The sequence below is a fragment of the Brevibacterium sp. genome, assembly GCF_022712115.1.
Taxonomy (GTDB): Bacteria; Actinomycetota; Actinomycetes; order Actinomycetales; family Brevibacteriaceae; genus Brevibacterium; species Brevibacterium salitolerans.
In genome coordinates this window covers 1-11,695 of the sequence record NZ_JALAHB010000177.1, presented here as the reverse complement: position 1 = coordinate 11,695, position 11,695 = coordinate 1, and the positions used below count along the sequence as shown (strand labels likewise).

The following is an 11,695-nucleotide window of genomic DNA, read 5'->3' as shown; positions in this document are numbered from 1 at the left end:
GACCGGGACCGCCCCACCCTGCTGCTGGCACCCAGCGCGCATCCGCTCGATGCGGCGGCGCGGCAGGCGCTGGCCGCACCGCTGCAGCTCCTGGTGCCGCGTGAGGATGCCCCGGAGTTCCTCACGGAGTACGTTCCACGCCTGCTGCGCACTCTCCGGCTGGACAGCCCGGACGGTTCCGTGGAGGTGCCCGCGCCCCGGCCGCCCCGCCTGCGGCTGCGGGTGGTGCACGGGCAGGGGGACGCCGTGGTTCTGCACTGGTCGTGGGACGTGGTGGAATTCGACGAGGACGTCCCCGTGGTGCCCGCTCCGGCGCTTCCCCGGCACCCGGAGCTGGAGCGGACGGTCCTTGAGGACGTGCGCTCCGCATGGCCCGGCGCGGCCACGTCTCCGGTCCACTCCCTGCACGGCGTGCCGGCCGCGCGCTTCTGCACGGAGGCGCTGCCGCGGATCGAGGAGCTGGACGGGGTGCGCGTCGAAGTCTCCGGCCAGGTGCGGGACTTCCGGAAGCTGGAGGGCGAGGCAGCGATCGATCTCCAGGTGAACCAGGCGGAGCAGCCTGACTGGTTCAGTCTGGATTTCCAGGTGGCCGTGGCGGGCCAGCGCATTCCGTTCAAGGAGCTCTTCGCCGCACTCGCCGTCGGAGAGGAATGGCTGCTCCTGCCGGATGGAAACCTGCTCGCCCTGGCGACGCCGGAGTTCGAGGAGCTGCGTGTGCTGATCCGCGAGGGTCTCGCAGTGGCGGACTGGGAGGCCGGCGGACAGCAGGTCTCGAAGATGCAGCTGGGGATGCTCTCCGACCTCGCTGAACTGGCAGACACCGTGAAGGCCCCACCGGAGTGGCAGGCGGGCGTGGACCGGCTGCGTGCCCTGGACTCCTTCACGCCTCCGCCGGTGCCGGAGGGCTTCCGCGCGGAGCTGCGCGACTATCAGCAGGAGGGCTACGCGTGGCTGAGCATGCTCCATGCCACTGGACTCGGCGGGATCCTCGCCGATGACATGGGGCTGGGGAAGACGGTGCAGACCCTGGCGCTCATCGCCCATGCCCGGCAGCAGGACCCGCAGGCTCCGCCGTTCCTCGTCATCGCGCCGTCGTCCGTCGTGGGGGTGTGGGTGCAGGAGGCACAGCGCTTCGCTCCGGACCTGGACGTCCGGGCGCTGCGCACCGCACCCGGCAGGAAGGACGCACCTTCCTGGGGCGAGTGCCGGCAGGCGGACATCGTCGTCACCTCCTATGCGATCGCTCGCATGAACTCCGAGGAGTTCCAGGCGGCGGAGTGGGACGGCCTCATCATGGACGAGGCGCAGTTCGTGAAGAACCCCGTCTCCAAGGGGAACCGGGCCATCGCGAAGATGCGTGCTCCCTTCCGGCTGGCCATCACCGGCACCCCCGTGGAGAACTCGCTGCGGGACCTCTGGGCGCTGCTCTCACTCACGGCCGGCGGACTCTTCCCCTCACCCACGAGCTTCTCGGAACGGTTCGTCGCCGCCATCGAGAAGAACGCGGAGGGCCCGGACGTGGCGGCAGAGCGGCTGGGACTGCTGCGGCGCAGGCTGCGCCCGTTCATGCTGCGGCGCACCAAGGACCAGGTGGCGTCCGCTCTTCCGCCCAAGCAGGACCAGGTGGCGCGGATCCCGCTCACCGGTGCCCATCGGAAGCTCTACGACGCCGTGCTGCAGAAGGAACGGCTCAAGGTGATGGGGATGCTGGACGAGGGGATCGAGGGCAACCGCTTCGCCGTGCTGCGCTCGCTCACGCTGCTGCGGATGCTCGCGCTCGAACCCTCGCTGGTGGATGAGGCGCATGCGCACGTGCGCGGGTCCAAGCTCACGGCGCTCATGGAGAACCTCGGCCCTGTGCTGGAGGGCGGGAGCAAGGTGCTGGTGTTCAGCCAGTTCACCACCTTCCTCACGCGTGTGGGAGTGCAGCTGGAGGCGAGGGGCGTCTCTTCCGTGCAGCTGGACGGCTCCACGCGTGACCGCGATGCGGTGATCCGGGAGTTCCGTGAGGGCGAGGCACAGGTGTTCCTCATCAGCCTCAAGGCGGGCGGCTTCGGGCTCACCCTCACGGAGGCGGACTACGTGTTCCTCCTGGACCCGTGGTGGAACCCGGCGGCGGAGGCGCAGGCCGTGGACAGGGTGCACCGAATCGGTCAGACGAAGAGGGTGATGGTGTACCGGATGGTTGCGGAGGACACGATCGAGGAGAAGGTGCTGGCGCTGCAGGAGCGGAAGGCTCAGCTGTTCTCCTCACTCGTGGGCGAGGGGGAGGACCTCGCGTTCTCGGATGCGCTCTCCGCCGCAGACGTCCATGAGCTGCTGAGCGGTGAGTGAACGCGTCCCGCGGGGCGCAGCGCTTCCCTGTCCTGTGGGCTGCTCGGGTGGTTGATCGCCGGCCCGCCGCACCGAGCCCTGTGCGGTAGCGGCGCCCCGTCCGCGGGCCGAGCAGGGGAGTCCCGCGCCATTCTTCCCTTCTACGGACCGTAGAAGGGGGAGTAGCATGGGTACTGACGAGGATGGACTCGAACGGGGGCGCCATCGTCGTCTTCACCGCGAGTCCCCGTGAGAGGACGAGCCATGAACAGCGGAGCTCACTCTGACTCACACCTGATCCCCTTCGACCCCGCCGCACGTGAGCTGGGCGTCATCGTCGGCTACGACGGATCCGAGAACGCCACACGAGCGCTCCACTACGCCGCGCGGGCCGCCGGCCGGCGCGGGGCCGTGCTCAACGTGATCACGGTCTACCGGGTGCCGACCGCCATCTACACGACCTATGCGGCACTCCCGCAGGTTCCGGAGGACGAGGCCAAGAAGGCAGAGGCGCAGACTCTGCTGAATGCGGCTGCGGAGTTCCTCAAGGACTATCCCGGTGAGGTCTACTACCGCGCCGTCGAGGGCGACTCCGTGGGGGCGCTCGCGGAACTCACCTCCCAGGCCCAGCTCGCCGTCGTGGGTGCGCGGGGCCGCGGCGGGTTCCTCGGACGCATCCTCGGCTCCGTGGCCTCGGCGCTGCCCTCGCACACGCAGTGCCCCACCGTCGTCGTCCCGCATGACTACGGGAAGGGCGAGTCCCTCGAGAGCCCCGACTTCACTCCCGTGCGCTCCGATGCACCGGTCGTCGTGGGTGTGGACCAGTCGAACCTCAGCCGGGTGGCGGCGCTCTATGCGGCGGCCGCCGCGCAGGAACGCGATACGACGCTCGTCATGCTCATGGCGCTGCCGCCGCTGGACACCAACATGGCCTGGTATCCGGAGCTGGCCTCGGACGTCGACCGCGTCACTACGCAGCGGACCGAGGAGCTCCGCGCGCACCTCGACGAGGAGGTGGCCTGGCTGAAGGGCCATTTCCCCTCGGTGGAGATCCGCGGAACGGTGGAGGTGGGGGAGCCCTCCGTGCTGCTCAAGCAGATGACGAGCCAGGCGCAGCTCACGGTGCTGGGTTCACGCGGCCGCGGCGCGTTCGTGAGCGCTCTGCTCGGCTCCACCTCCCGCGGCGTCCTCTACAAGGCGGAGGGGCCGGTCCTGGTGGTTCCCGCGCTCGACGATCCTCGCCTGCCGGAGCGGGAGGCCGCGGACGCGGAGTGACGGGCGCGCGGAGCGGATGCCGGCCGGCATCCGCTCCGCACCCGTGAGGGTTCAGCCCGCCGGTTCACCTCTGCGGAGGGAGGACGGTCAGCACGATCGAGGCCGGGCGCCCTCATCACCGCAGCATCTCCGTGCCGGTGTCGGTGAAGTCCGGCTCCCGCTTCTCGAGATACGCGGCCTTGCCCTCGGCGTAGTTCGGATTGCCGTACGTGCCGGCGAGGAGGAACTCCTCCAGTTGGCAGGATCGTTCGGTGGCCGCCGGCCCGCTCGCCGTCCCCGCATGCTTGACGGCGCGGACGGCCGGTGCGGCCGCAGTGGAGAGGTACTCCGCGATCTCCCGTATCCAGCCCTCGCGCTGCTCCTCTTCACCGATGTGGTTGACCACACCGAGGTCGTACAGCCTTCGCGCATCGAGCCGGCGCCCGCCCAGGACCATCTCGTTCGCGACCCGGTGCGGGACGCCGGATTCCGCGATGAGTGCGCCTGCCGCGATGCCGAGGCGGGCGAACGGTGCGGCCACCTTCGTCGTCGGCTCGGCCGTGATGAGGTCGGCAGCGAGTGCGACGAGGAGGCCTGCGCCGATGGCGAATCCGTGCAGGTTCGCGATGACCGGCTTCCTGCATCTGCGGATGCACCTCACGACGGCCACGTAGCCTTTGCCGCCGCGCACGAAGGGGTCGCTCGGCAGGGGATGCTCCTCGGTGCCCATGCCCCGGATGTCATCGCCCGCACAGAATCCTGTGCCTGCTCCTCGGATCTCGATGAGGCGGATACGGGGACGGGCATCGGCTGCCTCCACTGCGGCGCAGAGCTGTTCGACCAGATCGAAGTTCAGGGCGTTCTTCCGCTCGGGCCGTTCGAGGCGGACGGTGCACATGTTTCCGGAATCGATGACGCTGACGAGTGACATGGGGTCCTCCTATCGCAGGCGGGCATCGGCCTCGGCCCGCAGGCCCTTGCCGCCGGGCGGGTCTTTCACGAGGTCGCCGGATGGGGGCGACGGCGGGGCCGTGGGTGCCTCAGCCTCGGCCCATGCTGTGGAACTCGGGGTTGGGGCGCATCCCCGTGACGTTCGCCAGGCGGTTGGAGAGGCCGAAGAACGCGGAGATCCCGGCGATGTCCCAGACGTCCTCGTCCGTGAAGCCGTGCGCATGCAGCGCCGCGTAGTCGGATTCGTCCACGGCGTACGCCTCCTGCGAGACCTTCACTGCGAAGTCGAGCATGGCCCGCTGGCGGTCCGTGATGTCCGCCTTGCGGTAGTTGGTCGCGAGCTGGTCGCTGATGAGGGGATCCTTCGCCCGGATGCGGAGGATGGCGCCGTGGGCCACCACGCAGTACTGGCACTGGTTGAGGCCCGAGGTGGCGACGACGATCATCTCCCGCTCCGCCTTCGTGAGGTTGGCGGGCTTCTCCATGAGCGCGTCGTGGTAGGCGAAGAATGCGCGGAACTCCTCCGGGCGGTGCGCGAGCGCCAGGAAGACGTTGGGGACGAAGCCGGACTTCTCCTGGACGGCGAGGATCCGCTCGCGGATGTCCTCGGGGAGCTCGGCGAGCTCGGGGACGGGGAAGCGGCTGATGGGATGCGCGGGTGCGGTCTGTTCGGTCATGGCGTGACTCCTTGCGCTGATTCGGTGGGTGAGTCCCGGTGTGTGCGGACTGCGGGTGGAGGCCCGGTGCAGGTCGATCGGGCAGGAGGCCGAGGCGGCTCAGGCCGGGTGCTGGTCAGGCCGGGTGCAGATCAGTCGCCCGCGATCGGCACGATCACGCGGCCGCGCACCCGGCCTGCCAGCAGCTTCTCCGCCGTGGAGGCGCACTCGTCGAGGAAGATCGCCTCGGTCATCGGCTCCAGCACGGCGGGATCGAGGTCCTGGGCGAGCCGGCGCCACGCCTCCCGGCGGTCCTCCTGCGGGCACATGACGCTGTCGATCCCGGCCAGGGTGACGCCGCGGAGGATGAAGGGGGCCACGGTGGCGGGGAGGTCCATGCCGGCGGCGAGACCGCAGGCGGCCACCGTCCCCCGGTACCTGGTCGAGGCACAGACGTTGGCCAGCACATGACCGCCCGCGACGTCGACGGCACCGGCCCACTGCTCCTTGGCCAGCGGCCTGCCGGGTCCTTCGAAATCGGAGCGCGGGAGGATCCGGGAAGCGCCCAGTCCGGTGAGGTACTCCTCTTCCTCCGGCCTGCCCGTGACGGCGACGACCGTGTACCCGAGCTTCGCGAGCACGGCGACGGCGATGCTGCCCACACCGCCCGAGGCTCCCGTGACGAGCACCTCGCCGCTGTCCGGGGTGACGCCGTGGCGTTCGAGGGCCATGACGCACAGCATCGCGGTGTACCCGGCGGTGCCGATGCTCATCGCCTGCTGCGGGGTGAACGCGGATTCCAGGGGCACCAGCCAGTCCGCGCTCACCCGCGCACGCTCGGCCAGTCCGCCCCAGTGGCGCTCGCCCACGCCCCAGCCGTTGAGGACGACGCGATCACCCGGTGCGTAGTCCGGGCTGGAGGATTCCGTCACGGTGCCGGCGAAGTCGATGCCGGGGACCATCGGGAAGCTCCGGACGATCTTGCCGCTGCCGGTGAGGGCGAGGGCGTCCTTGTAGTTGAGGGTCGAGCACTCCACCGCCACGGTGACGTCCCCTGCCGGCAGCCGGTCTACGGGGACGTCCGCGACCTCGACCCGCTGGCCTCCCTCGTCCTCGCTGATCAGCACTGCCCTGAAGCTGTCGCTCATGCTCCGTCCTCCTTCTCTGCGGCGTCGTCGCCGCGCTGTGTGGGTTGCGGTGTGCTCAACGCCGTCTCCGCGCCGATCATGGTCAGAAAGCCCTCCTCGAACGCGCGCAGGGCATCGGGGCGGCTTTCGAGCTTGGCGCGGAGCACCGCGCCCTCCCAGCCGACCCAGAAGATGTGGGCGAGCTGCCGGCAGTCCGCGCCCGCGCGGATCTGGCCTGCGGCCTCGGCGGCTCGCAGGCAGGCAGCGGTCCGCTCCTCCCAGTCCTCCAGAGCGGCGATGATCCGCGTGCGGAAGGAGGCGGGCAATGCGCCCATCTCCTGGCCCAGGTTCCCCACCAGGCAGCCCCGCCGGTAGTCGTACTTCGCCATGCCGGCGGTGGCGTCTGCGATGAAGCCGCGCAGCCGCTCCAGCGGGCTGAGCGAGGCATCTGTGAACCAGCGGTCCAGCTTGGCGGCGAAGTACTCCGCATAGGAGTCCACGGCGGCGAGGCCGAAGGCCTCCTTGCTGGGGAAGTAGTGGTAGAAGGAGCCCTTGGGAACGCCTGCGGCGGTGAGGATCTCTTCGATCCCCACGGTGCTCAGGCCCTTCTCCGTGAGGATCGCCGTCCCGGCGCGCAGCATTCTCTGGCGTGGGGCACCGGGCAGGCTCTGGTCCTTGGGCGGACGGCCGCGCTTCCGGCGAACAGTGCTGTTCTCCTGCGGGAGCACGGCGGACGACGATGTCATACCCTTTTTCTAGACTGTTCGACTCGTTAAATCAAGAGCCGGGTGCCGCTCGCGAGATGCGGCTCGGGCCGGTCCCGCTGATGCGGAACCGGCCCCGAACCGAGTGCGCTGCTGTCGCGGCCTGATCAGCTGCGGCTCATCCCCAGCCCCTCACCCCACGTGTGCGTCCGCTTCGTTCAGCGCGCGGTCGATGACGTCGAGGCCCGTGTGCAGGTCCGCATCGGCGATGTTGAGCGGCGGGACCACGTGGATGCGGTTGAAGTTGGCGAAGGGCAGCACGCCCCCGGCCCTGATCGCACCCAGCACGGCGTTCATCGCGTCCGAGCTCCCGCCGTAGGGGGCCAGCGGCTCGCGGGTCTCCCTGTCCTTCACCAGCTCGATCGCCCAGAAGCAGCCCAGCCCGCGCACATCGCCCACCGAGGGGTGCGCGGCCTTCATCGCCTCCAGCCGCGGGCCGATCACCTCGCGGCCCAGTCGCGCTGCGTTCTCGATCATGCCCTCTTCGCGCATCGCGGTGATGGTCGCGACCGCGGCGGCGCAGGCGAGCGGATGCCCGGAGTAGGTGAGGCCGCCGGGGTACTGCCGGTCCACGAAGGTCTCGTAGACCGGCTCGGAGATCACCACACCGCCCAGCGGCACGTATCCGGAGTTCACTCCCTTGGCGAAGGTGAGGAGGTCCGGGGCGACGTCCCAGTGGTCCACTGCGAACCATGCCCCGGTCCGCCCGAAGCCGGCCATCACCTCGTCCGCGATGTACATGATCCCGTGCTTCCGGGTCAGCTCGCGGACTCCGGCGAGGTATCCCGGCGGCGGCCCGTAGATCCCCGCCGTGCCGGGCACGGTCTCGAGGATGACCGCGGCGATGTTCGCCGGGCCCTCCAGCGTGATCATGTCCTCGAGGTGGCGCAGCGCGCGCGTGGTCTCCTCGGCCTCGGTCTCCGAGCCGAAGTGCGAGCGGTAGGTGTAGGCGGGCATGAAGTGCACGACGCCCTCGCCGGGGGAGTCGTTGGGGAATCGCCGCGGATCCCCCGTGACATTCACGGCCAGCTGCGTCCCGCCGTGGTAGCTGCGGTAGGCGGAGAGCACCTTCTGCCTGCCGGTGTGCAGCCGCGCCATGCGGATCGCGTGCTCATTGGCGTCCGCGCCGCCGTTGGTGAAGAACACGCGGTCCAGGCCCTCGGGCGCCAGCTCCGCGATGAGGCGGGCGGCCTCGGAGCGGGCGTCGTTGACGTGCTGCGGGGCGATCGTGCAGATGTCCGCGGCCTGGTCCTGGATGGCCTTCACCACGGCGGGGTGCTGGTGGCCGATGTTCGTGTTCACGAGCTGGCAGGAGAGGTCGAGCAGCTCGCGGCCCTCACCGTCCCACACCCTGGAGCCGGCCGTGCGCGTGATCGTCATGGGGTCGAACGGCCCCTGCGCCTGCCAGGAGTGGAAGACGTGCTTCCGGTCCAGCTCGTAGGCGCGCCGGCCCCGGGCGAGTGCCTCCTGTGTGACTGTCATGTCGCCTCCTCGGGCGTGTGCGGTGGGCAGGGGCGGTTCAGGCGTTGGTGGGGAAGCCGAGGTTGAGGCCGCCGTGGCTGGGATCCAGCCAGCGCTTGGTGACCACCTTGCCCCGGGTGAAGAAGTGCACGCCCTCCGTGCCGTGGGCGTGGGTGTCGCCGAACAGCGAGTTCTTCCAGCCGCCGAAGCTGTAGTAGGCCATCGGTACGGGGATCGGCACGTTCACGCCGACCATGCCCACCTGCACCTCGTTCTCGAAGCGGCGGGCCGCACCTCCGTCGTTGGTGAAGATCGCGGTGCCGTTGCCGTAGGGGTTGGCGTTGATGAGCGCGAGACCCTCGTCGTAGCTGTCCACGCGGACCACGCAGAGCACGGGGCCGACGATCTCGTCCGTTTAGATCGACATGTCCGGGGTGACGCGGTCGAACAGGGTGGGGTTGAGGAAGGCGCGCTCGCTGTCCGCGTCGACGCTCACCTGACGACCGTCGAGCACGAGCTTCGCCCCGGCCTCGACGCCCGCGTCGATGTAGCCGGCCACCTTGTCCCGGTGCGCGGCGGTGATGAGGGGACCCATGTCCGTGCCGCGCGTGCCGTCGCCCACCTTGAGGGTGCGCGTGCGCTCGGCGATCTTGTCCACGAGCTCATCGGCGATGGAATCCACCGCCACGACGACGGAGATCGCCATGCAGCGCTCGCCCGCGGCCCCGTAGCCGGCGTTGACCGCGGAGTCCGCGGCGAGGTCGAGGTCCGAGTCGGGCAGTACGAGCATGTGGTTCTTGGCGCCGCCGAGCGCCTGGACCCGCTTGCCGTGAGCCGCAGCCGTCTCATAGACGTGCTGCGCGATGGGAGTGGAGCCTACGAAGGAGACGGAGGAGACCTGGGGATCCGTGAGGAGGGCGTCGACGGCCTCCTTGTCGCCGTGGACCACCGTGAAGACGCCCTCCGGCAGGCCGGCCTCGCGCCAGAGCTCGGCCATCCAGTTGGCGGCGGAGGGGTCCTTCTCGCTGGGCTTGAGGACGACGGTGTTGCCGGCGGCGATCGCGACGGGGAAGAACCACATGGGCACCATCGCGGGGAAGTTGAAGGGAGAGATGATGACGGAGACTCCCAGCGGCTGGCGGACCGAGTGCACGTCCACGCCCGTCGAGGCGTTCTCGGTGTGCCCGCCCTTGAGGAGGTGGGGCATACCGCAGGCGAACTCGACGACCTCCTGGCCGCGGCTGATCTCCCCGAGCGCGTCGGGGAGGACCTTGCCGTGCTCTGCGGTGAGGATGGCGGCGAGTTCCTCCTTGCGCTCGTTGAGGAGCTCGCGGAAGCGGAAGACGATCTGGGTGCGCCTGGACAGCGAGGTGTCGCGCCAGCCGGGGAAGGCGGCGGCTGCGGAGGCGACGGCCTTGCGGGTGAGCTCCGCGCTCGCCAGCGGCACCTGGCCGGAGACGACTCCGGTGGCGGGGTTGACGATGTCCGCGAGGCGCGAATCTGCAGGTGCGGGGGCGGGTGCTCCGTCGATCCAGTGGCTGAGGACGGTCACGGGTTCTCCCTTCCGGGGTCTTCGAGGGTGGGGTGCTGCGCTCAGTGTGACCGTCCCCACTGAGGCCCGGAAGTGACGGACTGTAACTTTCACCAGCGTTGCGCTGACACTCTGTAGCATCCGAGGTATGGCAGACACACCAGCGACGGTGGCCCCGGTGACGGTGCAGGCGGTGCTCGACCTCGAGGAGGTGCGCCGCGGGCGTCCCGAGGTGCTCACCGGTGCCCGGAGGCTGAGCGAGGCCGTCAGCTGGGTGCACATCGCGGAGACGGAGGAGGTCGCCTCGCTGCTGGAGGGCGGCGAGGTCATCCTCTCCAGCAGTGAGATGTTCCGGTCCTCGCCGGCGCGTACGCGGACCTTCCTGCGCAGGCTCGCCGCCGCCGGTGCAGCGGCCTTCGTCATCGAGGTGGTGGACGCGGAGGGCCGGCCGGACATGGAGGCCCGGGGCGTCGTCGCCGCGGCTGCCGAGGGGGTCGCCCTGCCGGTCATCGTCCTCACCGCGCGCACCCGCTTCGTGCGGATCACTCAGGCCGCCCATCGTCTGCTGATCGGGGCGCAGCTGGCGCGGGTGGAGTTCGCCCACCGCATCCACGAGGTGTTCACCTCGCTCTCCCTGGACGGTGCGGACGAGCAGCGCATCGTGGCGGTGACGGCGGAACTGGCGGACACGCCGGTGGTGCTCGAGGATGCGCGGCGTCGCGTGCTCGCCTTCGACGGAGGCGGGGTGCCGATGGACGCGCTCCTGGCCGACTGGCCGCGTGAGGCCGCAGGAATCCAGGTGCCCGTGGGCGTGCAGGGCCGTCGCTGGGGCCGCCTCGTCGCGCCCCGGGCGGTGACCGGGGATGCGGACGCCGCGCAGGTACTCGAGCGTGCGGGACAGGCGATCACGATGGCGCGGATGGCCAGCCAGGGCGAGCGGGACCTGCTGCAGCAGGCCACGGTGGAGTTCCTCCACGAGCTCATGCCGCCCGGCAGCATGGGTGAGGAGCGGGCCCTTGCGCGTGCGGGCTCGCTGGGGATGCGTCGCGGCGAGGTCTACGTCCCCGTCGCGATCCGCCTCGGCGACCACGGCGGCACCGAGCCGCGTGACGCGCAGCTGCGGGAGCGCGCCCTGCGAGAGGAGTTCGGAGCGGCCGCACGGCAGGCGGGTGTGCCTCTGCTCTCCGGAGGGCTGCGGTCCGGCGTGTTCGTCGCGATCCTGGGGCTGTCCGCGGACCAGGACTGCGATGCCGTGCTCACGGCGGTCCTCACGAGGGTGAACGCGTCCTTCGGACAGCCCTCACAGCTGCTCGACGTGGGAGTGGGGCGGTCCTCGGACCGGATCACGGAGGCGGGGGCGGAGCTCGAGAGCGCGATCCAGGTGGCGGGCATCGTCGCGACCATGCAGGTGCACCGGCGCCTGTTCCACCGGTTCGCGGACGTGCGGCTGCGGGGAGTGATCGCGCGGCTGCGGGAGGTGCCTGTGCTGCGAGCCTTCGCCGAGGCCGAGCTGGGGCCGCTGCTGCCCGCCCGGTCCGCCCCGCGGGGCGGCGGTGCACGGGGTACGAGCGCGCGGGGCGCGAGCGCGCGACGAAGCGGTCCTGGTTCCGGACGGGGCGGTTCCGGACGGGGCGATGT

Annotated in this window: 8 protein-coding genes and 1 pseudogene; 3 read left to right on the top strand and 6 right to left on the bottom strand. The window is 70.4% G+C overall.

Translation table 11 applies throughout. From position 1 onward, the window contains the following. Window positions 1–2,334: DEAD/DEAH box helicase (locus Q0A33_RS09980; RefSeq protein WP_291795756.1), on the top strand; the 2,334-nt coding region annotated here is incomplete at its 5' end. A gap of 243 nt (window positions 2,335–2,577) precedes the next feature. Further along, window positions 2,578–3,588, top strand: coding sequence for a universal stress protein (locus Q0A33_RS09975; RefSeq protein ID WP_291795754.1), 1,011 nt, complete (start codon window positions 2,578–2,580; stop codon window positions 3,586–3,588). A gap of 115 nt (window positions 3,589–3,703) precedes the next feature. On the opposite strand, the gene Q0A33_RS09970 is transcribed toward Q0A33_RS09975, so the two are convergent. From Q0A33_RS09970 to Q0A33_RS09945, 6 genes and pseudogenes are all read right to left on the bottom strand, one after another. Then, entirely contained in the window at window positions 3,704–4,498 is a 795-nt protein-coding gene (locus tag Q0A33_RS09970) for an enoyl-CoA hydratase/isomerase family protein (RefSeq protein ID WP_291795751.1), read from the bottom strand. Between the two features lie 109 nt (window positions 4,499–4,607). Continuing rightward, window positions 4,608–5,195 carry a peroxidase-related enzyme gene (locus tag Q0A33_RS09965; RefSeq protein WP_291795748.1) on the bottom strand — a complete coding sequence of 196 codons (588 nt, stop codon included), beginning with the start codon at window positions 5,193–5,195 and terminating at the stop codon, window positions 4,608–4,610. 131 nt (window positions 5,196–5,326) lie between these two features. Further along, a complete protein-coding gene (locus Q0A33_RS09960; RefSeq protein WP_291795745.1) occupies window positions 5,327–6,322 on the bottom strand; it encodes an MDR family oxidoreductase in 996 nt (331 codons plus the stop codon). Further along, window positions 6,319–7,047, bottom strand: coding sequence for a TetR/AcrR family transcriptional regulator (locus tag Q0A33_RS09955; RefSeq protein WP_291795742.1), 729 nt, complete (start codon window positions 7,045–7,047; stop codon window positions 6,319–6,321). Before Q0A33_RS09955 ends, Q0A33_RS09960 begins: the two co-directional genes overlap by 4 nt. A 150-nt stretch (window positions 7,048–7,197) precedes the next feature. Then, window positions 7,198–8,547 carry an aspartate aminotransferase family protein gene (locus tag Q0A33_RS09950; protein ID WP_291795739.1) on the bottom strand — a complete coding sequence of 450 codons (1,350 nt, stop codon included), beginning with the start codon at window positions 8,545–8,547 and terminating at the stop codon, window positions 7,198–7,200. A gap of 37 nt (window positions 8,548–8,584) precedes the next feature. Then, window positions 8,585–10,078: pseudogene (locus tag Q0A33_RS09945) on the bottom strand (CoA-acylating methylmalonate-semialdehyde dehydrogenase). Window positions 10,079–10,205: 127 nt separating this feature from the next. Between Q0A33_RS09945 and Q0A33_RS09940 the strand changes: the two are divergent. After that, the coding region (locus tag Q0A33_RS09940) for a PucR family transcriptional regulator ligand-binding domain-containing protein (RefSeq protein ID WP_291795736.1) at window positions 10,206–11,695 on the top strand (1,490 nt) is incomplete at its 3' end.

Excerpts from the sequence above, each read along its gene's own strand:
- Q0A33_RS09955 (WP_291795742.1), bottom strand. The coding sequence starts at position 7,047 with ATGACATCGTCGTCCGCCGTGCTCCCGCAGGAGAACAGCACTGTTCGC.
- Q0A33_RS09970 (WP_291795751.1), bottom strand. The coding sequence starts at position 4,498 with ATGTCACTCGTCAGCGTCATCGATTCCGGAAACATGTGCACCGTCCGC.
- Q0A33_RS09960 (WP_291795745.1), bottom strand. The coding sequence starts at position 6,322 with ATGAGCGACAGCTTCAGGGCAGTGCTGATCAGCGAGGACGAGGGAGGC.
- Q0A33_RS09950 (WP_291795739.1), bottom strand. The coding sequence starts at position 8,547 with ATGACAGTCACACAGGAGGCACTCGCCCGGGGCCGGCGCGCCTACGAG.
- Q0A33_RS09965 (WP_291795748.1), bottom strand. The coding sequence starts at position 5,195 with ATGACCGAACAGACCGCACCCGCGCATCCCATCAGCCGCTTCCCCGTC.
- Q0A33_RS09975 (WP_291795754.1), top strand. The coding sequence starts at position 2,578 with ATGAACAGCGGAGCTCACTCTGACTCACACCTGATCCCCTTCGACCCC.